The organism is Burkholderia diffusa (assembly GCF_902499115.1).
Lineage (GTDB): Bacteria > Pseudomonadota > Gammaproteobacteria > Burkholderiales > Burkholderiaceae > Burkholderia > Burkholderia diffusa.
Window position 1 is genome coordinate 162,612 of record NZ_CABVPN010000012.1, and the last position, 21,352, is coordinate 183,963.

The following is a 21,352-nucleotide window of genomic DNA, read 5'->3' on the forward strand; positions in this document are numbered from 1 at the left end:
TCGCGCGCACGCCTGACCGGGGCGCGCGCATCGCTGAAGCAGCGGGCGAACAGGCAACCCGGCCGCTCAACCCGTATCGCCGCCCGCGACCGGCAGCACCGTGCCGGTGATGTAACTCGCTTCGTCCGACGCGAGGAACAGGATCGGCGCGATCTGCTCATCGAGCGTGCCGTAACGCTTGAAGAACGTCGAATCGGTCACCTGCCGCACCGCTTCGGCCATCCACGCCTGTTCCTGCGCATTGTCGCCGGCCGCATTGCGCGGCACGCGGCGCGGCGGCGCCGTGGTACCGCCCGGCGCGGTCGCGACCACGCGGATGCCGTGCTCCGCGTATTCCATCGCGAGCGCCGTCGTCAGTGCATTGACGCCACCTTTCGCGGCCGAATACGGCACGCGGCGAATGCCGCGCGTCGCGTTCGACGACACGTTGACGATCGTGCCGCCACCCCCAGCCAGCAAGTGCGGCAGCACCGCGTGGCAACTGTAGAGCGTCGGCATCAGCGAGCGGCGGATTTCCGCGTCGATCTGCTCGGGCTCGAACTCGGCGAACGGCCGCATCCGGATCGCGCCGCCGACGCCGTTGATCAGCACGTCGATCCGGCCGAACGTCGCGACCGCGCACGCCATCGCCGCGCGCGCGCCGTCGTAGGTCTCGAGATCCGCGACGAATCCGGCCGTGTTGCCGCCCGGCGCCTCGGCGGCCACCTCCGCCACGAAATCCGCGCGATCGACGAACAGCACGCGGCCGCCCTCGGCCGCCGCGCGCAGCGCGACGCCGCGGCCGATGCCCTGCGCCGCGCCGGTGACGACAACGACCTTTCCAGAGAATCGTTGCATGGTCATGCCGCCTTTGCCGTCACGTTCGGGGTGAACTTCTCGTAGTGGAAGCTGTTGGGCTTCACGCCTGCATCGTCGAAGTACTGGCGCACCGCGTCGACCATCGGCGGCGGCCCGCACAGGTAGACGTCCACGTCGCCGTCGTTCAGCGCATCGGCCGGAATGTGCTGCGTGACCCAGCCCTTGCGCGGATGGCTCGACCCCGCATCGGCAACGACGGTCGAGAAGCTGAAGTTCGGCAGCTTCGCCACATACGCTTCGATCGCGTCGACCAGCACCAGGTCGAGATCGCGCGTCACGCCGTAGATCAGGTGCACCTTCTGCCGCGAGCCGCTGCGCGCGAGCACCTCGAGCATCGACAGGAACGGCGCGAGGCCCGTGCCGCCCGCGAGGAACAGCAGCGGCCGCGCCGCATCGCGCAGGTAGAAGCTGCCGAGCGGCCCGTTCAGTTCGAGCGTATCGCCGGGTCTGGCCGATTCGAGCCACGTGCTCATCACGCCGCCGGGAATCTTCTTGATCAGGAATCCGACCTTCGTGTCGCCCGGCGCGGACGAGAACGAATACGACCGGTGCTGGCCGCTGCCGGGCACGCCGATGTTCACGTACTGGCCGGGCAGGAACACCGGCGCGGCCGCATCGACGTCGAGTTCGAGCACGATCGCCGCATCGTTGTGCGGCTCGACCTTCGTCACGGTCGCGGCGAACGCGCTGTGGCCGGTCTTGCAGGCGATCGACGAGCTCGGCACCGCGATCACGCAATCGCTTTGCGGCACCATCTGGCACGTCAGCACAAGACCGCCGTCCTTTTCATCCTCGGTGAGCGCGTCGTCGATGTAATCGTCGCCGAGATCGTAGCTGCCGCTCTCCGCGCGGCACTTGCAGGTGCCGCACACGCCGTCGGAACAGTCCATCGGCAGGTTGATCTTCGCGCGGAACGCGGCGTCGAGCACCTTCTCGCCGGCCTTGCAGTCGATGAAGCGGGTGACCCCGTCCTCGAAGTTCAGTGCAATCTTGTAGGTGGACATGACATCGTCTCCCGGTGTTACTTGTCGAATCGATCGGCGTCAGACGTGATACACGTCGAGCACCTGCCTGATGTAGTCGTTCTTCAGCACGATCTTCTTGTTCGAGATCAGCCATGCGTCGCCCGAGCGGCGCAACGTAACGAACATCGTGCCGAAGAAGTGATCGGTCATGCGGTAGCGGTGGTTCAGCGTGTGGAAGTTGTAGCGCACGTCCACCTCGCCGTCGCGCTCGGCCAGCACCTCGACGTTCGTCACGTTGTGGCTGGTGCGCGGCTCGGGCGTCGACGCGCCGCTGCGCTCGGTCTTGATCCGGAACACGCGATCCTCGAGGCCGCCGCGATCCGCGTAGTACATCAGCGAGATCTGGCTGTGCGGATCGTCGGTCGGCCGGTCGTCGTCGTCCCACGCGGGCATCCAGTACGTGACGTCTTCCGTGTAGCAGGTCAGCCACTCGTCCCACTCGCGGTCGTCGAGCAGGCGCGCTTCGCGATACAGCGCCGCGCAGATGGTCCGGTAATCGATGTTCATGCTTCCACCTCCCCGCGTTCCTTCTTCAGTGCATCGCGCATCACGTGCACCCAGTGTTCGTGCTGGCACACGAACAGCCCTTCGTCCTCGCTGCGCTCGCCCGAGATGCGCGGGTTCAGCCCCATTCTTTTCGCGTTCTCGTCCGGCCCGTCGATCCATAGCGGCGCGCCGCGCGACAGGTCGTTCCACATCGCTGTGATGCCCGCATAGCCGGCCTGGCATGCACGGAACTCCTCGAGGTCGTCGGCCGTGCCCATTCCGGTCACGTTGAAGAAGTCCTCGTACTGGCGGATGCGCGTCGTGCGGTCGGCTTCGCTCTCGCCCTTCGGCGCGAAACAGAAGATGCTGACTTCGGTCTTGTCGACGCCGAGCGGGCGCACCACGCGGATCTGCGTGCTGAACTGGTCCATCAGGAACACGTTCGGGTACACGCACAGGTTGCGCGTCTGGTTCACGATGAAGTCGGCCTGCACATCACCGACGCGCGCCTTGATCTCGTCGCGGTGCTGGTACACGGGCCGCACTTCGGGGTTCATCGTCTTGGTCCACAACAGGATGTGGCCGTTGTCGAAGCCGTACACGCCCGCGACCGACTTGCTCCAGCTGTTCGCGTCGACGGCCTTGGTGCCGTCTTCCTTGCGGCGGCCCATCGTCGCCGCGTAGTTCCAGTGCACGGTGCTCACGTGATAGCCGTCGCAACCGTTCTCCATCTGCATCTTCCAGTTGCCTTCGTAGATGTAGGAGGAGTTGCCGCGCAGCACTTCGAGCCCGTTCGGCGCCTGGTCGACGATCTGGTCGATGATCACGCGCGCCTCGCCGAGATACTCCTCGAGCGGCAGCACGTCGTCGCTCAGGCTGCCGAACAGGAAGCCGCGGTAATTCTGGAATCGCGCGACCTTCTTCAGGTCGTGCGAGCCGTGCGTGTTGAACTGCACCGGATACTCGGTCGTCTTCTCGTCCTTCACCTTCAGCAGCTTGCCGGTGTTCGAGAAGGTCCAGCCGTGGAACGGGCACGTGAAGCTGCCTTTGTTGCCGTGCTTGCGGCGGCACAGCATCGCGCCCTTGTGCGCGCACGCATTGATCACCGCGTGCAGCTCGCCGGTCTTGTCGCGCGTGATGACGACCGGCTGGCGGCCGATCCACGTCGTGTAGTAATCGTTGTTGTTCGGGATCTGGCTCTCGTGCGCGAGGTACACCCAGTTGCCCTCGAAGATGTGCTTCATCTCGAGCTCGTACAGCGCCTCGTTCGTGAAGATGTCGCGGCGGCAGCGGAAGACGCCGGCTTCCTTGTCGTCCTGCACGGCCGTGGCGAGCAGGTGGTCCAGTTCGGTGGTGTGGTCGATCGTGGCGGACATGTTGGTTCCTCCTGTGTGCGTGCCGGGTCCTGCAAGCACGCTCGCATCGGTATCGATTGAATCTCGCGGGGACCCGGCCGGCGGCGGCGCAGGCGCGCCGCCGTGCCGTCGGGCGGTTATGCCGTGGCGGAAGCGCGCAGGCGTTCGACGATCTGGTTGTCCTTGCCCTCGACGCGTGGCGTCAGGACGAAGTTGAACTCGATGTCCTGATATGCGTCGGCCTTCAGCCCGAGCGCGGCGCCGCCGGCCTTGCTGGTGACGGGCGGGATCAGCTCCTCGCGCGTCGCATACGCGAAGTCGTCCCAGATCAGCGGGTCGCCGTCGATGTTGAACTGCGTCGTCAACTTGCGGTGGCCGTCGCTGGTCACGAAGAAGTGCACGTGCGCCGGGCGGTTGCCGTGACGGCCGAGGCGGTCGAGCAGCTGCTGCGTCGCACCTTGCGGCGGGCAGCCGTAGCCGACCGGCATCAGCGTGCGGAATTCGTACTTGCCGTCCGCGCCCGTCTTCACCGCGCCGCGCAGGTTGAAATCGCTCTGTGCGCCGGTCGGGTCGAAATGCGAGTAGAAGCCGTGCGAGTTCGCGTGCCAGCACTCGACCAGCGCGCCGGCCACCGGCTTGCCGTCGATCCCCGTGACCGTGCCGTGGATCACCAGCGGGCCCGCGCCTTCATCCGCATCGAGGTCGATCTTCGCGACGCCGTCGCGCACCGGCGCGCCGCCGACGTACAGCGGGCCTTCGATCGTGCGCGGCGTGCCGCCGTCGAGTCCGATCGCCTCGTCCTCCGCGTCCATCCGGATGTCGAGATACTTCTCGAGGCCGAGACCGGCCGCGAGCAGCGCCGCCTCGCCGTCCTGGCCAAGCTTGTTCAGGTAGTTCACTCCGGCCCACACTTCGTCCGGCGTAATGTCGAGGTCGTCGATCGCCTTGAACAGATCGCCGAGCAGCCGCAGCACGACCTGCTGCGTGCGCGCGTTGCCGCCATTGGCGCCCGCGTTCGACGCGGCCTTCAGCAGATCCTGCACTTCCTTGGTTTCGAATACTTTGACGCTCATGATGGTGTCTCCACGTGTATTTTGGGGAAAGGTGACCCGGTGCCCGCCGTTGCAGAAGAGGCGGCTCCGTGGTTCAAACGTCGCCGTCGTGTATCGACGACGGGTGGCGACACAACGGCATCACCGAAATCTTCATGTACGGGAACAGCGGCAGGCCGGTCAGGATCTCGTGCAGCTCGGCGTTGCCGGACACGTCGAACACGCTGTAGTTCGCGTATTCACCGGCGATGCGCCAGATGTGGCGCCACTTGCCGCTGCGCTGCAGGTCCTGCGAATACGCCTTCTCTCGGGTCTTGATCTCGTCGGCCACGCCGGCCGGCATGTCGGCCGGGAGGTTGACGTCCATGCGTACGTGGAAAAGCATCGTGATGTCCTGGTGCGTGATCGTGTTATCGCGGGTTGTCGCGCGTGATCGCGATTCAGCGGGAGACTTTCGTCAGCCCGTCGCGGGTGAAGCGCGCGACCTTCGCTTCGTCGAGCTCGATGCCGAGGCCCGGGCCGCTCGGCACGGTCAGTTCGAAATCGCTGTAGTCGAGCGGGGTCGTGAGAATCTCTTCGGTAATCAGTAGCGGTCCGAACAGTTCGGTGCCCCACTGCAGGTTCGCGAAGCTCGCGAACAGATGCGCCGACGCGACCGTGCTGAACGCGCCTTCGAGCATCGTGCCGCCGTACAGCTCGATGCCGGCCGCATCCGCGATCGCCGCGACGCGCTGCGCCGCGAACAGGCCACCGCTCTGCTCGATCTTGATCGCGAACACGTCCGCGCCGTGATGCTTCGCGATCTCGAATGCGCTGTCCGGGCCCTGCAGGATTTCGTCGGCCATCAGCGCGACCGGGAAGCGGCGCATCAGCCGTGCGAGCGCCGCGGCCGACGCGACCGGCTGCTCGACCAGTTCGCAGCCGGCATCGGCGAGCGCCGGAATCGCACGCGCGGCCTGCGTTTCGCTCCACGCCATGTTCACGTCGACGCGGACCGATGCGCGCTCGCCGACCGCCCGCTTGATCTCGGCCACGTGGCGAATGTCCGCGTCGAGCGCCTTCGCGCCGATCTTCAGCTTGAACACGTTGTGGCGGCGCAGGTCGAGCATCCGCTCGGCTTCGGCGATATCGGTCGGCGTGTTGCCCGATGCGAGCGTCCACGCGACCGGCAGGCGATCGCGCCGGCGGCCGCCGAGCAACTCGCTGACCGGCACGCCGAGGCGCTTGCCGTGCGCGTCGAGCAGCGCGGTTTCGAGCGCGCTCTTCGCGAAATGATTGACCGTCGCGAGCTTGCCGAGGAACGCCATCAGCGCCTGGATGCGCGTCGCATCCTTGCCGATGATCGCCGGCGCGAGGTATGCGTCGATCGCGAGCTTCATCGCTTCCGGGCTTTCCGGGCCATACGCCATCCCGGCAATCGTCGTGCCTTCGCCTGTGCCCGTCACACCATCGCTGCAGGTCACCTTCACCAGCATCAGCGTCTGGCCGTGCATCGTGGCGACCGACAGCTTGTGCGGACGGATCGTCGGCAGGTCGACGAGGCGGGTTTCAATGCGTTCGATGGTGACGGGAGACATGGGGCACGCTGCGTGTGGGGAGTTCATGGAACGGATTTATACGCGGCGGGGAAATGGACCGTCCAATACTTTTGGCCTCGCTTTTTCATACCTGTCAGGTATTGAAATTCGCTTCAGATCGGGAAATATTGCATCGCGCCATACCCGGTTTGTCTGGTTGGCGTGGCTGGAAGGCTTGCTGGGAGGAGCGGGACAGGTTTCAGGGCACCGCGTGGCGAGCAGTGAAATGCGGGCAGGCTGGTGGTTCGCGACGTCGACGGAAATCGAGGTCCGGGCGGGCGGATCAGGGTTTTCCTGATGGGAATGCGGTGTGGCCCGCCGCCCGTATTCCGCACGAAGGCGCCGCGATGCGGCCACGTCCCCGTGGCCGGATCAGCGCGGTGGCGACAGGCGCCTGAAGCGCTTCCACAGTGTCTTCAATGTCTGATGATCGGCAGCCACGCGAGCGACCAGAAAGCCTCGAGCAAAGGCCGCGCCCGGCATGGCATGTGGCATGTGGCATGTGGCATGTGGCATGTGGCATGTGGCATGTGGCATGTGGCAGGCATGTGGCATGTGGCATGTGGCATGCGGCATGCGGCATGCCGCATGCAGTGCGATGGCACTGACGGCGGACTACGCCACCGCCGGCCGCTCATGCAGCCGCAACGCGGCCCACGCGATCCCGGCGGAGAAGATCCCGACCACCCCGCCGAACGTGCCGATCCACGGCAGGCCGAAATCCCCGGCGATATGGTTGCCGAGCAGCGCGCCGGCACCGATGCCGACGTTGTACAGCCCGGAAAAGATCGACACCGCGAGATCGGTCGCCTCGGGCGCGAGCTTCAGCACCCAGGCCTGCATCGCGAGCCCGAAGCAGACGATCGCGCCGCCCCACACCAGCGTGTGAACCGACAGCGTCACGATGTTCAGCGCGCTCGGGAACAGGATCAGCAGACACGCCGACAGCGCGATGATCGACGCGAGCAGGAAATCGGCCGGCCGCTCCGGAAACACGCGGTTGAAACAGACCGCGGCCGGCATGCCGGCGACGCCGAACAGGATCAGCACATAGGTAATCCGGCTGCTGCTCGCGTGATTGACGCTCTGCACGAACGGCTCGATGTACGTGTACGACGTGAAATGCGCGGACACGACCAGCACGGTGATCGCGTACAGCGATACCAGCGCCGGCTTCCTGAGAAACATGCCGATGCTGGACAGCGATCCGGCGCCCTGGCTCGGCAGCGTCGGCAGCGTCGCGCGCAGCATCAGCAGCGCGATGGCCGCCGCGCCGCCGATCACGAGGAACGTCACGCGCCAGCCGAGCGCCTCGCCGATCACGCGCCCGAGCGGAATGCCGGCGACCATCGCGATCGCCGTGCCCATCGCGAGCAGGCTCAACGCGCGGCTTTTCCGGTCGCTCGGCGCGAGCCGCACGGCCAGCGGGACGGAAATCGACCAGAACACCGCATGCGCGCACGCGATGCCGAGCCGGCCGATCATCAGCACCGTGAAATTCCACGCGACGCCGGTGACGACATGGCTGCCGATGAACACCAGCAGCGCGCAGCTCAGCAGCTTGCGACGTTCAACATGGCGCGTGACGAACGTCAGCGGCAGCGACACGACCGCGACGGCCCACGCGTAGATCGTCAGCATCAGGCCGACGTCGGTCGGCTGCATCCGCAGGCTGTCGCCGATCGCGCTCAGCAGCGCGACGGGCACGAATTCGGTGGTGTTGAAGATGAAGGCAGTGAGTGCCAGGGCCAGGACGCCCCACCACGACTGTTCGGAACTGACGGCGTCCGGAGTTGCCATACGGGAATTCGACGAGGGTTGGGGGCGCGGGCAGCCGGCCCGGCGCATCGGCGCGATTGTACCAGCGGCAAACGACACGCCGCTGCCGGCCGCGGCGCCGGGACATGGCGATGACACGGCCGCGCGCCGATAATGCGTCGAAGGACTTTTCGCGGACGATTCGCCCGAACCTCATCGGGCCAGGAGATTCAACATGCGCATTGAAACGTCGTTTCTGTTCGATCTCGACGGCACGCTCGTCGACAGCGTCTACCAGCACGTGCTCGCGTGGAAGGAAGCGCTCGATGCCGAGGGCATCGAGCTGTCGGTGTGGCGCATCCACCGCAAGATCGGGATGAGCGGCGGCCTGTTCCTGAACCAGCTGCTGCGCGAGACGGCCGGCGACATCGACGCCGAGCGCGTCGAACGGCTCGCGCGGCTGCACGCGGCCGCGTACCAGCGGCTGCGCGCGCAGGTCCGGCCGCTGCCGGGCGCGCGCGAGCTGCTGGCCGCGCTGTCGAACGCGGGCATCCGCTGGGCGATCGCGACCAGCGGACGGATGGAAACGGCGGCCATCAACCTCGAGGCGCTGGGCGTCGATCCGGCGAAGAACGTGGTCGTCACGCGCGATCAGGTCAAGTATGCGAAGCCGGATCCCGATCTGTTCCTGACGGCCGCCGCGAAGCTGAACGTGCCGATCGAGCATACGGTGGTGGTTGGCGACAGCATCTGGGACATGCTCGCCGCGAGCCGCTGCCGCGCGCTGGGCGTCGGGTTGCTGTCCGGCGGTTACGGCAGCGACGAGCTGGAGCGCGCGGGCGCGCTACGCGTGTATGACGATCCGGCGGATCTGCTGTGGCACCTCGACGAGATCGCGGCGCGGCCGTGATGCCTGAATCGTCCGCCTGACCCGCGGCGTCCGGCTCTCCGGCGTCACCTTCGTCGGTTTGTCGCGCCGCGTGCAAGCTTCCGGCCGCGCCGGTCGGGTCGGGTCAATCGTCATCGACGCGCTTGTCGACCAGATAACGCCCGCGCTCGACACCCGCGCGCAGCGCCTCGTCCTCGGTTTTCCACTCCGGGCCGGCCGGCTCCGGCACGCTGAGCTCGATGCGCGCGCCGTCGACATACACCTGCACTTCGTCATCCCACGCGCCGCGCGCGTTGCGCCGCGCCCAGACGCGAATCTCGTGGCCGCGATACGGGTCGCGCACCTGTGCGTCCTGTTGATGCTGCATGTTGGCCCCCTCTGCTTATCTGCGATGGCGATGCAAAAATGCGCGCCGCATGATCGCCGCGCGCGCCGTCGGCCCCGTGAGCACACGCCGTGCCCGCTATCCGGCAGCCCGGCACGCAGCTTGCGCACGCGTTCCACCGCGCTGACAAACCCTGACGGAGCTTGCCCATGCGAACCGACGAACTCGCCGGAACGGCCCTCGACTATTGGTGCGCGCGCGCGTTGTGCGCGGACGACGAAGACACGCTGTGCTTCACGGCCGTCGAGCCGCAACTGATCGTGACCGCCGCGTGCGATGCATTGCGGCGCCTCGATGCACATTTCGCGCCGTCGGCGTCGTGGGCCGACGCGGGAGCGGTGCTCGATCGCGTCGGCGACCTGCGGATCGCGCGGCGCGGCGACGGCGTCGAATGCGACGCATGCTTCATCGACGGCCCGTCGACCTGCGCGGCGCGCGCGACCGACCCGCGCACCGCGCTGCTGCGCGCGTTCGTGCGGGCGCGCTTCGGCGACGACGTCGATACCCCGCCGGCGTTCGCGCACCGGATCGAGCGCGGCGCGCCGGTGCGTTACGACCCCGGAGCGCCGCTTCCCGAAGCGGACGACGATCCGGCCGCCGGCGACAGTTCGGACATCCGCTCGATTCCGCGCATATGACGACGCCGGACGCGCCCCGCTCCGCGCACGATGCAACGACCGTACAGCGTTTATGTAAAAACGACAGAGGTTCAGTACGCGGCATCCCGTACGCACGTTGCCGCGCGGGGCGCAGCGCCGCAGGCACGCGGGTTGCGGCGCACGGCCGTTACCGTTCGCCGCCGCCTGCCCACGCCATTCCATGAACGTCACGCCCCCCTTCGCCCCACATCTCTACTTCTGCGATGCCCGCCTCGTCGGTCCGCTCGACGCGTGGCCAGACACGTTCGCACACATCGCGGGCATGGGCTTCGATCACGTGCTGATCGGCGGCTTCTGGGCCGCCAGCGTCGCGGGTTTTCCGCGTCACGTCGCCGACTTCCATCGGCCGGCAGCGACGTTCGCGACGCGCGCCGGCGCGCTCGAGACGTTCTCGCGGCTCGCGCAGCTCGCGCACGGCCACGGGCTGCGCGTGATGCTCGAAGTCGTGCCCGATCGCATCGCGCGCGCCAATCCGCTGCGCGTCGAGCATCCGGACTGGTACGTCGAGCGCTCGCACGACGACGCGCTGATCGATCCGCGCCGCGCCGCGCATGAACTCGACGTCGCGCATGCACAGGTCGGCGAGGATTCGACACACGACGCACTCGCCGCGTGGTGGTGCGCGCATCTCGCTGCGTTCGCGGACGCCGGCGCGGCCGGCTTCCTGATCGACGCGCCGCATCATCTGCCGGCCGCGTGGTGGCCCGGCTGGCGCGCGGCGCTGCGGCGCGCGCGCCCGGACGTCGCGGTGCTGGCCGGCGTACCCGGCCATGCGCGCGACGCGCTTGCGCAATTCGAGGCGGCCGGCTTCGACGCGGTGTTCTCGTCGGTACGCTGGTGGGACCTGCGTTCGCCATGGTTCGCGGACGAACACCGTCTGTTGCGGCGCATTGGCTCGCCGATCGCGTTTCCCGACGCCTATGACGGTCCGCGTCTCGCCGACGACTGGCGCGACGCGCCGGACGAGACGGTCGCCCGGGCGTATCACCGCGCGTTGTGGACCGCGGCGGCGGTCGGCACAGGCTGGCTCGTGCCGATGGGCTTCGAACGCGGCGTCACGCTGCCGCTGATGGCACGCGATGCGGATGCCACGCGCTATCGCGCCGCGTTCGACGGCGCGCGCTTCGATCTGTCCGGCCCGATCGCCGACGCGAACGCGTGGCGCCGCGCGACGCCGCTCGCGGCCCAGCGCGGCGAAATCGCGCAACTGAGTGCGCCCGGCGCAGCCGCGACCGCGCTGTTGCGCGGCACGGGCCCGTCGCTCGAGCACGACGACACGGCACTGCTGATCGCGCTGAATCCCGATCTCGATACCGAAGCGCCGGTCGATCCCGCCACGATCCTGCCCGGCGTGCCGGGCTGCTTCACCCATGTCGCGACGCCGGACGGCGCGCGCAAGCACGCGCCGGTCGCGCTGGAAGCGTTCACGCTCGAACCCGGCGGCTACGCGCTGCGCGAAGCCTGGCGCGCGCCACCGGCGATCCCGCGCGCCGACGCCGCGAGCGAGCGCACCGCGCTGTCCGCCGCGCTCGTGGCCGACCGGATCGCGATCGAACGCGTCGAGCCGGCCGTGGACGGCGGCCGCTTCGCGATCAAGCGCGTGATCGGCGAAACGCTGGTTGTACACGCATCTATTTTCTCGGACGGGCATGCGCATCTCGCGGCAGCGCTGCAATGGCGCGCGGACGACGAGGACGACTGGCGCGAAGTGCCGTTCGTCGCCGAGCCGAACGATCGCTGGCACGCGCGCATCTCGCTCGACCGGCTCGGCCGCCACGCGTTCCGCGTGATCGCATGGCGCGACGACTGGGCATCGCTCGTCACCGACATCGCGAAGAAGCGTGCGGCCGGTCAGGACGTGACGCTGGAGGTGCGCGAAGCGCAACTGCTGCTCGCGGCCGCGCTGAAGCAGGCCGACCCGGCCGATCCGCGCGCGATCGGGCAGATGGAACGGCTGAGCGCCGAATTCAAGGACGCGTCGCCCGACGAACGCCTCGCGCTGATCGGCGCGCCCGCGCTCGCCGATGACTTCGCGGCGCTGCGCTACCGGCCGTTCGTCACCCATGACGAAACGGTTTATCCGGTCGACGTCGAGCGCCGCGCCGCGCGCTTCTCGAGCTGGTACGAAATGTTCCCGCGCTCGGCGAGCAACGATGCGCACCGGCACGGCACGTTCGACGACGTGATCGCGCAGTTGCCGCGCATCCGTGACATGGGTTTCGACGTGCTGTATTTCCCGCCGATCCACCCGATCGGCACGACCGCGCGCAAGGGCCGCAACAACACGCTGAAGGCCGGCCCGGACGACGTCGGCAGCCCGTACGCGATCGGCTCGCACGACGGCGGCCACACGGCCGTGCATCCGCAGCTCGGCACGCTCGCGTCGTTCCGGACGCTGGTCGAGGCGGCGCGCGCGCAAGGGCTCGAGATCGCGCTGGACTTCGCGATCCAGTGCTCGCCCGACCATCCGTGGCTCGCCGCGCACCCGGGCTGGTTCGCATGGCGGCCCGACGGCTCGCTGCGCTTCGCGGAAAATCCGCCGAAGCGCTATCAGGACATCGTGAATCCCGACTTCTACGCGCCGGACGCGCTACCCGACTTGTGGGTCGCGTTGCGCGACGCGGTGCTGTTCTGGGTCGACGCGGGCGTGCGGATTTTCCGCGTCGACAATCCGCACACGAAGCCGCTTCCGTTCTGGGCGTGGATGATCGCCGACGTGCGCGGCAAGCATCCGGACGTCGTGTTCCTGTCGGAGGCGTTCACGCGGCCGGGCATGATGTACCGGCTCGCGAAGGTCGGCTTCTCGCAGTCGTACACGTATTTCACGTGGCGCGAGACGAAGCGCGAGTTCATCGATTACCTGACCGAGCTGACGGCCGGTCCGCCGCGCGAGTTTTTCCGGCCGAACTTCTTCGTGAACACGCCCGACATCAATCCGCGCCACCTGCAGAACGCGCCGCGCTCGCAGTTCGTGATCCGCGCGGCGCTCGCGGCGACGCTCGCCGGCTCGTGGGGCCTGTATTCGGGCTTCGAGATCGGCGAATCGGCGCCGCTGCCCGACAGCGAGGAATACGCGGATGCGGAGAAATACGAGCTGCGCGCGCGCGACTGGAACAAGGCCGCGCACATCGGCGCCGAAGTCGCGCGGCTGAACCGCGCGCGGCGCGAGCATCCGGCGCTGCAAACTCACCTTGGCCTCACGTTCGCCGACGCGGACAACGACCAGGTCCTCGTGTTCGTGAAGGCGACGCCCGCGCACGACAGCGTCGTCGCGGTCGCGATCAGCCTCGACCCGTGGCACCCGCAGGCCGCGAACTTCACGCTCGACGCGTCGCTGTGGCGCGGCTTCGGGCTCGTCGACGGCGAGCCGCTCGACGCGTTCGAACAGGACGCCGCGCATGCCGAAACGTGGCGCGGGCATCGCCAGTACGTGTCGCTCGACCCGCACGTCCGGCCGTATGCGATCTGGCGGCTCGCGCCGTCTCCCGGCGCCGCGCGAGCGGCGGCGCCCGAGCCGGGCGACGCCCGACACCCTTCCGGAGCACACGCATGATGAAACGCGAAGACTCCCTCGACGACGTGCGCCGCGCGCAGTTCCCTTCGCTCGCACCGGCCGGCACGCCGCGCCGGCGCCGGTCGCGGCGCCGCGCGCCCGCGCTCTGCGCGGACGATCCGCTGTGGTACAAGGACGCGATCATCTACCAGGTGCACGTGAAGTCGTTCTACGACTCGAACAACGACGGGATCGGCGACTTCCCCGGCCTGATCATGAAGCTCGACTACATCGCCGAGCTCGGCGTCGACACGATCTGGCTGCTGCCGTTCTACCCGTCGCCGCGCCGCGACGACGGCTACGACATCGCCGATTACCGCGACGTGCATCCCGACTACGGCACGCTCGCCGACGTGCGGCGCTTCATCCGCGAAGCGCACGCGCGCGGGATCCGCGTGATCACCGAACTGGTGATCAACCACACATCGGACCAGCATCCGTGGTTCCAGCGCGCGCGGCGCGCGAAGCCCGGCTCGATACATCGCGACTACTACGTGTGGTCCGATACCGACACGAAATACACTGGCACGCGGATCATCTTCCTCGATACCGAAACGTCGAACTGGACGCACGACCCGATTGCAGGCCAGTACTACTGGCACCGCTTCTACTCGCACCAGCCGGACCTGAACTTCGACAATCCGGCCGTCGTGCGCGAGGTGCTCCAGGTAATGCGCTTCTGGCTCGATCTCGGCATCGACGGACTGCGGCTCGACGCAGTTCCGTACCTGGTCGAGCGCGAAGGCACCAACAACGAGAACCTGCCGGAGACGCACGCGATCCTGAAACGCATTCGCGCGACGATCGACGCCGAGTATCCGAACCGCATGCTGCTCGCGGAAGCGAACCAGTGGCCGGAAGACGTGCAGGAATACTTCGGCCACGAGGACGAATGCCACATGGCGTTCCACTTCCCGCTGATGCCGCGCATCTACATGTCGATCGCGAGCGAGGACCGCTTCCCGATCGTCGACATCATGCGGCAGACGCCGGCGCTCGCGCCGAGCAACCAGTGGGCCGTGTTCCTGCGCAATCACGACGAGCTGACGCTCGAGATGGTGACCGACTCGGAGCGCGACCTGCTGTGGCAGACCTATGCGTCCGACCGGCGCGCGCGGCTCAACCTCGGCATCCGGCGCCGCCTCGCGCCGCTGATGGAGCGCGACCGGCGCCGCATCGAGCTGATCAACTCGCTGCTGCTGTCGATGCCCGGCACGCCGGTCATCTACTACGGCGACGAACTCGGGATGGGCGACAACATCCACCTCGGCGACCGCGACGGCGTGCGTACGCCGATGCAATGGTCGTCGGACCGCAACGGCGGCTTCTCTCGCGCGGACCCGGAACTGCTGGTGCTGCCGCCCGTGATGGGCTCGCTGTACGGCTATGACGCGGTCAATGTCGAGGCGCAGACGCGCGACCCGCATTCGCTGCTGAACTGGATGCGCCGCATCCTGTCGACGCGTCGCGCGACGCAGTCGTTCGGGCGCGGCACGATCCGCTTCCTGCGCCCGGAGAACCGCAAGGTGCTCGCGTACCTGCGCGAACTCGAAGGCCACGAGACAGTGCTGTGCGTCGCGAACCTGTCGCGCTCGTCGCAGGCGGTCGAACTCGACCTCTCCGAATTCGCGGGCCGCGTGCCGATCGAGATGACGTCGGACTCGGCGTTTCCGCCGATCGGGCAGCTCACTTACCTGCTCACCTTTCCGCCGTACGGGTTTCTATGGTTCGTGCTGTCCGAGCACGGCCGCGAGCCGTCGTGGCGGCAGCCGCACGCGGAGCCGTTGCCCGAGTACGTGACGATCGTGATGCGGCGCGGCGACGTGCGGCCCGACGTCGGGCAGCTGCATACGCTCGCGCACGATGCGCTCGCGTCGTGGCTCACGCGGCGGCGCTGGTTCGCGTCGAAGGACCGCAAGATCGGCAATGCGTGGCTGAATGTCGTCACGCCGATACCGGACGAGCCGTTCCAGTACGCGGAGGCCTGGGTGTCCGCGAGCGACGGCGGCGTCGAACGCTACGTCGTGCCGCTGGCTGCCGCATGGGGCGGCGAGACGTCGCATCCGCTGTTCGCCCAGCTCGCGCTCGCGCGCGTGCGGCGCGGCCACACGGTCGGCTACCTGACCGACGCGTTCGCGCTGCCCGCGTTCGCGCGCGGGATGCTGCGCAAGCTGCGCGACGGCGCGACGGTGCCGACGTCCGACGGCGGCCGCCTCGACTTCCTGCCCGAACGTGCGCTTGCCGCGCTCGACCCCGGCGACGACGCCGACGTGCGCTGGCTCGCGGCCGAGCAGAGCAACAGCTCGCTCGTGATCGGCGACGAGATCGTGCTGAAGCTGGTGCGCAAGGTCGCGCACGGCATCCATCCGGAAGCGGAGATGAGCCGCCACCTGACGCGGATCGGCTACGCGAACACAGCGACGCTCGCCGGCGAGGTCGTGCACGTCGATCCGGACGGCTCGCCGCATACGGTCGCGATCCTGCAGCGCTACGTCGACAACCAGGGCGACGCGTGGACGCGTTCGTTCGACTTCCTGAAACGCGCGGTCGACGAGCTCGCGCTGCCCGCCGTCGCCGACGGCGAAGCGGCCGAGCCCGACGAGGAGCCGGATGCGCTGCTCGGCTACGCGGCGTTCGCGGGCATCGTCGGCACGCGGCTCGGCCAGCTGCATGTCGCGCTGGCGCAGCCGTGCGACGACCCGGCGTTCACGCCGGAGCGCGCGACGCCCGAGCACGTCGACGGCTGGTGCTTCGACGCGATCACGTCGTTCAGGCACGCGCTCGACGTGCTGGCCACGCGGCTCGATGCGCTCGATCCGGCCATGCGCGCCGCCGCCGACACGCTGCTCGCGTCGCGCGACGCGGCCGTGCAGGCGCTTGGCGAACTGGTGCCGCGCACGCTCGACGCGCAATGCACGCGGATTCACGGCGATTTCCATCTCGGCCAGGTGCTCGACGTGCAGGGCGACGCGCTGCTGATCGACTTCGAGGGTGAGCCCGCGCGTCCGCTCGCGCGGCGCCGTGCGAAGTCGCATCCGCTGCGCGACGTGGCCGGCTTCCTGCGCTCACTGTCGTACGTGAGCGCGACCGCGCAATTCGCGATCGAGAAGGCGCCGCCGCAGGCGGCCGGCCGCAAGCGGGCGCTGTTCGACCGCTTCGGGCAGGCCGCCGCCGACCGCTTCGTCGAATGCTATCGCGCAGCCGCCGACGAGGCGCCCGAACGCTTCGTCGACCCGCGCTACGCCGATCGCCTGCTCGCGCTGTTCCTGATCGACAAGGCGTCGTACGAGCTGTGCTACGAGGCCGCGAACCGCCCCGACTGGCTCGGCGTGCCGGTCGGCGGGCTCGCCGCGCTCGTCGAACGCCTGCTCGACGCGCACGGCACACCCGACAACGGAGGCGCCCAATGACCGACACGCTGTTCGACCGTCGCGATATCGATGCACTGCTCGCCGGCCGCCATCCAGACCCGTTTGCGTGCCTCGGCCCGCACGGGGATGCCGGGCGGATCGTCGTGCGCGCACTGCTGCCCGGCGCGCGGCGCGTGCGCGCGGTGACGCCCGACGGCGACGAGCTCGGCACGCTCGCGTGCGTGAATGACACCGGCTGTTTCGCGGGTACGCTCGCGCACGACGGCCACTACAGGCTCGCGATCGACTGGCCCGACACGCGCCAGGTGACCGACGACGCCTATGCGTTCGGCATGCTGCTCGACGACGCGGCGCTCGCGCGTTTCGCAGCCGGCGACCCGGCCGCCGTGCTCGACTGCCTCGGCGCGACGCCCGCGCGCATCGACGGCGTCGACGGCGTGCGCTTCGCGGTGTGGGCGCCGAACGCGCAGCGCGTGTCGGTAGTCGGCGACTTCAACGTCTGGGACGGCCGTCGGCATCCGATGCGGCTACGGCGGCCGTGGGGCGTGTGGGAGCTGTTCGTGCCGGGCATCGGCGCAGGCGAGCACTACAAGTACGAGCTGCGCGCGAGCGACGGGCGCGTGCTGCCGCACAAGGCCGACCCGTGCGCGCGCGCGACCGAGGCACCGCCGCGCACCGCGTCCGTCGTCGCCGATACGGCGGCGCTCGACGCGTTCGCGTGGCACGACGACGACTGGCTGCGCGCACGGCCGCACGCGGACCGCCGCTTCCGCATCCCATGGTCGATCTACGAGGTGCATGCGGAGTCATGGCAGCGCGTGCCCGAGGAAATGGACCGCAGCGCGACCTGGGACGAGCTCGCCGAGCGGCTGATCCCGTACGTGCACGGCATGGGCTTCACGCACGTCGAGTTCATGCCGATTTCCGAGTATCCGTTCGGCGGCTCGTGGGGCTACCAGCCGCTCGCGCAGTTCGCGCCGTCCGCGCGCTTCGGGCCGGTCGACGGCTTCGCGCGCTTCGTCGATCGCGCGCATGCGGCCGGCATCGGCGTGATCGTCGACTGGGTGCCCGCGCACTTCCCGAACGACCCGCACGGTCTCGCGCAATTCGACGGCAGCGCGCTGTACGAGCACGCCGACCCGCGCGAAGGCATGCATCCCGACTGGAACACCTGCGTGTTCAACCTCGGGCGCAACGAGGTCGGCGCGTTCCTCGTCGCGTCGGCGCTCGCATGGGCACGGCGCTATCACGTCGACGGGATCCGCGTCGACGCGGTCGCGTCGATGCTGTACCGCGACTATTCGCGCAAGGAAGGCGAGTGGGTGCCGAATGTCCACGGCGGGCGCGAGAATCTCGAATCGGTCGCGTTCCTGCGCACGCTGAACGACACGCTGCACGGTGCGCTCGCGCCGCAGGGCGTCGTCACCTTCGCGGAGGAATCGACGGCGTGGCCGGGCGTCACCGCGTCGACCGGCGACGGCGGGCTCGGCTTCGACTTCAAGTGGAACATGGGCTGGATGCACGACACGCTCGCGTATCTGCGCGAGGATCCGGTCCATCGCCGCTATCACCACGACCGGATGACGTTCGGGCTCGTCTATGCGTTCTCCGAACGCTTCGTGCTGCCGCTGTCGCACGACGAGGTCGTGCACGGCAAGGGCTCGCTCGCCACGAAGATGCCCGGCGACGCGTGGCAGCGGCTCGCGACGCTGCGCGCTTACTTCGGCTTCATGTGGGCGCATCCCGGCAAGAAGCTGCTGTTCATGGGCAGCGAATTCGCGCAATGGGCCGAGTTCGCGCACGACGCGACGCCGCACTGGGATCTGCTCGACGCGCCCGCGCATCGCGGCGTGCAACGGCTCGTGCGCGACCTGAACCGCGTGTACGCGGCCGAGCCGGCGCTCCATGCGCTCGACTGCCACGCAGAAGGCTTCGCGTGGCTGATCGGCGACGATCGCGACAACAGCGTGTTCGCGTTCGCGCGCCGCGACGATGTCGGACGCCTCGTCGTCGCGATCAGCAACTTCACGCCGGTGCCACGCGCCGGCTATCGCATCGGGCTGCCCGCGCCCGGCCAGTGGCGCGAGCTGATGAACACCGATGCGGCCGTGTACGGCGGCACCAATGCCGGCAACGACGGCGCCGTGTGGGCGGAAGCCGTGCCCGCGCACGGCGAATCGTGGTCGGCCGCGTTGCGCCTGCCGCCGCTCGCGACCGTGTGGCTGAGCCCTGCCTGACACCCGGCGACCTCGACACGGAGACCCGCCCCATGCCGACCGCCCTGCCATCCCGACTCGATCCCGGCCGCGCCTATCCGCTCGGTGCGACCTGGGACGGTCTCGGCACCAACTTCGCGGTGTTTTCCGCGCACGCGCAGCGCATCCAGCTGTGCGTGTTCGACCCGACCGGCCGCAAGGAACTCGCACGGCTCGACCTGCCCGAGTGCACCGACGAGGTGTGGCACGGGTACCTGCCGAACGCGCATCCGGGCACCGTGTACGGCTTTCGCGCGGATGGCCCGTACCAGCCGCAGCATGGCCACCGCTTCAATTCGACCAAGCTGCTGCTCGACCCGTACGCGCGCAAGCTGGTCGGTCATTTCCGCTGGTCCGACGCGCTGTTCGGCTATCGCGTGCATTCGAACCGCGCGGACCTGTCGATGGACCGCCGCGATTCGGCGCCCGCGATGCCGAAGGCCGTGGTCGTCGACGAGGCGTTCGACTGGCGCACCGACCAGCGCCCGAACGTGCCGTGGCGCAGCACCGTGATCTACGAGGCCCACGTGCGCGGCGCGTCGATGCGCCGCGCCGGGCTGCGCGCGCCCGAACGCGGCACCTTCGCGTCGCTCGCGCATCCGGCATTCGTCGATCACCTGCTGTCGATCGGCGTGACGACCGTCGAGCTGCTGCCCGTGCACGCGTTCCTGCAGCAGCGCGCGCTCGTGAATCGCGGACTGCGCAACTACTGGGGCTACGACACGGCCGCGTTCTTCGCGCCGGAGCCGTCGTATCTGTCGACGCGGCGGCTCGACGAAATGCGTATCGCGATCCGGCAGCTGCACGCGGCCGGCATCGAGGTTGTGCTCGACGTCGTCTACAACCATACGTGCGAAGGCAACGAACTCGGCCCGACGCTGTCGTGGCGCGGCCTCGACAATGCCAGCTACTACCGGCTGCGGCCCGGCGACCCGCGTTACCACGTCGACGAGACCGGTTGCGGCAATACCTTGAACATGTCGCATCCGCGCGTCGTGCAGATGGTGATGGACTCGCTGCGCTACTGGGCCACCGCGTTCAATATCGACGGCTTCCGTTTCGATCTCGGCGTGACGCTCGGCCGCGAGGATCACGGCTTCGAGCCTGGCGCGGGGTTTTTCGACGCGTTGCGGCAGGACCCGGTGCTCGCGCAGCGCAAGCTGATCACCGAGCCGTGGGACCTCGGGCCCGGCGGCTATCAGCTCGGCCGCCACCCGCCCGGTTTCGCCGAATGGAACGACCGCTTTCGCGACACCGTGCGGCGCTTCTGGCGCGGCGACGCAGGGCAACGCCCCGAACTCGCCGCACGCCTCGCGGGCTCGGCCGACCTGTTCAATCATCAACGGCGCCATACGTGGGCGTCGGTGAACTTCGTCACCGCGCACGACGGCTTCACGCTCGTCGATCTGGTTTCGTATGCGCACAAGCACAACGAGGAAAACGGCGAGGACAGCCGCGACGGTCGCGACGACAACTGCAGCGCGAACTGGGGCGTCGAAGGCGCGACCGACGACGCGTCGATCTGCGACCTGCGCGCGCGCGTCGCGCGCTCGATGCTCGCGACGCTGTTCACCGCGCTCGGCACGCCGATGATCGTGGCCGGCGACGAATTCGGTCGCACGCAGCACGGCAACAACAACGCGTATTGCCAGGATAACGAACTGTCGTGGCTCGACTGGGACCTTGCACGCAGCGACGAAGGCGTGCAGATGACGCGTTTCGTGTCGCGGCTCGCCGCGCTGCGGCGCATGTACCCGGTGATGTCCGCGCCGCGCTATCCGTCAGGCGACCGCGACGGCGCGCCCGGCATGCACGAGATCGACTGGTTCGACGAGCGCGGCGGCGCGCTGAGCGTGCCCGCGTGGGAGGACGGCGAGCGTCGCGCGCTAACGATGCGACGCGTCGGCACGGGCCGCACCGGACGCACCGAGGCGTTGCTCGTGATGCTGAACGCGTCGACGCACCCCATCACGTTCAGGCTCCCCGCGCCGGTGCTCGACTACCGCGTGCTGCTCGACACCGCGACGCCCGACGCCGGGCCGCGTTCGTGGCCGGAGGCCGGCCTCGACGTCGCCGCGCACGCCGCCGTGATCGCCGTCGCGGCCGTGCCGCCCTCCCCGCCCGCGTAA

16 protein-coding genes are annotated in these 21,352 nt (G+C 68.6%); 7 read left to right on the forward strand and 9 right to left on the reverse strand.

Annotation, left to right across the window (positions count from 1 at the left end; all coding sequences use genetic code 11):
- Positions 1-66: 66 nt before the first annotated feature.
- From benD to BTE28158_RS14410, 7 genes are all read right to left on the reverse strand, one after another.
- Positions 67-843, reverse strand: coding sequence for a benzoate diol dehydrogenase BenD (gene benD, locus BTE28158_RS14380; protein WP_151049250.1), 777 nt, complete (start codon positions 841-843; stop codon positions 67-69).
- Positions 840-1,862, reverse strand: coding sequence for a benzoate 1,2-dioxygenase electron transfer component BenC (gene benC, locus BTE28158_RS14385; RefSeq protein WP_124901595.1), 1,023 nt, complete (start codon positions 1,860-1,862; stop codon positions 840-842). The genes benD and benC overlap by 4 nt, the downstream gene beginning before the upstream one ends.
- Before the next feature lie 39 nt (positions 1,863-1,901).
- On the reverse strand, positions 1,902-2,390 hold the full coding sequence (gene benB / locus BTE28158_RS14390) for a benzoate 1,2-dioxygenase small subunit (RefSeq protein ID WP_151049248.1): 489 nt from the start codon (positions 2,388-2,390) through the stop codon (positions 1,902-1,904).
- Complete coding sequence (locus tag BTE28158_RS14395) at positions 2,387-3,745, reverse strand: Rieske 2Fe-2S domain-containing protein (protein ID WP_151049246.1); 1,359 nt, start codon at positions 3,743-3,745, stop codon at positions 2,387-2,389. The genes benB and BTE28158_RS14395 overlap by 4 nt, the downstream gene beginning before the upstream one ends.
- Before the next feature lie 116 nt (positions 3,746-3,861).
- On the reverse strand, positions 3,862-4,797 hold the full coding sequence (gene catA, locus BTE28158_RS14400; protein WP_151049244.1) for a catechol 1,2-dioxygenase: 936 nt from the start codon (positions 4,795-4,797) through the stop codon (positions 3,862-3,864).
- 73 nt (positions 4,798-4,870) lie between these two features.
- Positions 4,871-5,161 carry a muconolactone Delta-isomerase gene (gene catC, locus BTE28158_RS14405; protein WP_151049242.1) on the reverse strand — a complete coding sequence of 97 codons (291 nt, stop codon included), beginning with the start codon at positions 5,159-5,161 and terminating at the stop codon, positions 4,871-4,873.
- 55 nt (positions 5,162-5,216) lie between these two features.
- On the reverse strand, positions 5,217-6,353 hold the full coding sequence (locus tag BTE28158_RS14410; RefSeq protein WP_151049241.1) for a muconate/chloromuconate family cycloisomerase: 1,137 nt from the start codon (positions 6,351-6,353) through the stop codon (positions 5,217-5,219).
- A gap of 25 nt (positions 6,354-6,378) precedes the next feature.
- Between BTE28158_RS14410 and BTE28158_RS14415 the strand changes: the two genes are divergently transcribed.
- Positions 6,379-6,651, forward strand: a complete 273-nt coding sequence (locus BTE28158_RS14415; RefSeq protein WP_151049239.1) for a hypothetical protein — start codon at positions 6,379-6,381, stop codon at positions 6,649-6,651.
- Between the two features lie 317 nt (positions 6,652-6,968).
- Here BTE28158_RS14415 and BTE28158_RS14420 read toward each other — a convergent pair whose 3' ends face one another.
- On the reverse strand, positions 6,969-8,153 hold the full coding sequence (locus BTE28158_RS14420) for a sugar transporter (protein ID WP_151049237.1): 1,185 nt from the start codon (positions 8,151-8,153) through the stop codon (positions 6,969-6,971).
- Between the two features lie 193 nt (positions 8,154-8,346).
- On the opposite strand from BTE28158_RS14420, the gene BTE28158_RS14425 reads away from it, so the two are divergent.
- On the forward strand, positions 8,347-9,021 hold the full coding sequence (locus tag BTE28158_RS14425; RefSeq protein WP_044843419.1) for an HAD family hydrolase: 675 nt from the start codon (positions 8,347-8,349) through the stop codon (positions 9,019-9,021).
- A gap of 103 nt (positions 9,022-9,124) precedes the next feature.
- On the opposite strand, the gene BTE28158_RS14430 is transcribed toward BTE28158_RS14425, so the two are convergent.
- On the reverse strand, positions 9,125-9,367 hold the full coding sequence (locus BTE28158_RS14430) for a DUF6566 family protein (protein ID WP_151049235.1): 243 nt from the start codon (positions 9,365-9,367) through the stop codon (positions 9,125-9,127).
- Positions 9,368-9,534: 167 nt separating this feature from the next.
- Here BTE28158_RS14430 and BTE28158_RS14435 point away from each other — a divergent pair, with 167 nt between their 5' ends.
- The 5 genes from BTE28158_RS14435 (at position 9,535) to glgX (ending at position 21,352) form a co-directional block, all read left to right on the forward strand.
- Positions 9,535-10,023 carry a phage protein NinX family protein gene (locus BTE28158_RS14435; protein WP_151049233.1) on the forward strand — a complete coding sequence of 163 codons (489 nt, stop codon included), beginning with the start codon at positions 9,535-9,537 and terminating at the stop codon, positions 10,021-10,023.
- Positions 10,024-10,204: 181 nt separating this feature from the next.
- A complete protein-coding gene (locus BTE28158_RS14440) occupies positions 10,205-13,597 on the forward strand; it encodes an alpha-1,4-glucan--maltose-1-phosphate maltosyltransferase (RefSeq protein ID WP_174919932.1) in 3,393 nt (1,130 codons plus the stop codon).
- On the forward strand, positions 13,597-17,007 hold the full coding sequence (gene treS / locus BTE28158_RS14445; protein ID WP_151051537.1) for a maltose alpha-D-glucosyltransferase: 3,411 nt from the start codon (positions 13,597-13,599) through the stop codon (positions 17,005-17,007). Before BTE28158_RS14440 ends, treS begins: the two co-directional genes overlap by 1 nt.
- Positions 17,004-19,205: a 1,4-alpha-glucan branching protein GlgB gene (glgB, locus tag BTE28158_RS14450; protein ID WP_151051531.1), complete on the forward strand. Its 2,202-nt coding sequence runs from the start codon at positions 17,004-17,006 to the stop codon at positions 19,203-19,205. The genes treS and glgB overlap by 4 nt, the downstream gene beginning before the upstream one ends.
- 32 nt (positions 19,206-19,237) lie before the next feature.
- A complete protein-coding gene (gene glgX / locus BTE28158_RS14455) occupies positions 19,238-21,352 on the forward strand; it encodes a glycogen debranching protein GlgX (RefSeq protein WP_151051533.1) in 2,115 nt (704 codons plus the stop codon).

Excerpts from the sequence above, each read along its gene's own strand:
- BTE28158_RS14410 (WP_151049241.1), bottom strand. The coding sequence starts at position 6,353 with ATGTCTCCCGTCACCATCGAACGCATTGAAACCCGCCTCGTCGACCTG.
- treS (WP_151051537.1), top strand. The coding sequence starts at position 13,597 with ATGAAACGCGAAGACTCCCTCGACGACGTGCGCCGCGCGCAGTTCCCT.
- catC (WP_151049242.1), bottom strand. The coding sequence starts at position 5,161 with ATGCTTTTCCACGTACGCATGGACGTCAACCTCCCGGCCGACATGCCG.
- benC (WP_124901595.1), bottom strand. The coding sequence starts at position 1,862 with ATGTCCACCTACAAGATTGCACTGAACTTCGAGGACGGGGTCACCCGC.
- BTE28158_RS14435 (WP_151049233.1), top strand. The coding sequence starts at position 9,535 with ATGCGAACCGACGAACTCGCCGGAACGGCCCTCGACTATTGGTGCGCG.
- benB (WP_151049248.1), bottom strand. The coding sequence starts at position 2,390 with ATGAACATCGATTACCGGACCATCTGCGCGGCGCTGTATCGCGAAGCG.
- BTE28158_RS14425 (WP_044843419.1), top strand. The coding sequence starts at position 8,347 with ATGCGCATTGAAACGTCGTTTCTGTTCGATCTCGACGGCACGCTCGTC.
- glgX (WP_151051533.1), top strand. The coding sequence starts at position 19,238 with ATGCCGACCGCCCTGCCATCCCGACTCGATCCCGGCCGCGCCTATCCG.
- BTE28158_RS14440 (WP_174919932.1), top strand. The coding sequence starts at position 10,205 with ATGAACGTCACGCCCCCCTTCGCCCCACATCTCTACTTCTGCGATGCC.
- catA (WP_151049244.1), bottom strand. The coding sequence starts at position 4,797 with ATGAGCGTCAAAGTATTCGAAACCAAGGAAGTGCAGGATCTGCTGAAG.
- BTE28158_RS14415 (WP_151049239.1), top strand. The coding sequence starts at position 6,379 with ATGGAACGGATTTATACGCGGCGGGGAAATGGACCGTCCAATACTTTT.
- BTE28158_RS14420 (WP_151049237.1), bottom strand. The coding sequence starts at position 8,153 with ATGGCAACTCCGGACGCCGTCAGTTCCGAACAGTCGTGGTGGGGCGTC.
- BTE28158_RS14430 (WP_151049235.1), bottom strand. The coding sequence starts at position 9,367 with ATGCAGCATCAACAGGACGCACAGGTGCGCGACCCGTATCGCGGCCAC.
- glgB (WP_151051531.1), top strand. The coding sequence starts at position 17,004 with ATGACCGACACGCTGTTCGACCGTCGCGATATCGATGCACTGCTCGCC.
- benD (WP_151049250.1), bottom strand. The coding sequence starts at position 843 with ATGACCATGCAACGATTCTCTGGAAAGGTCGTTGTCGTCACCGGCGCG.
- BTE28158_RS14395 (WP_151049246.1), bottom strand. The coding sequence starts at position 3,745 with ATGTCCGCCACGATCGACCACACCACCGAACTGGACCACCTGCTCGCC.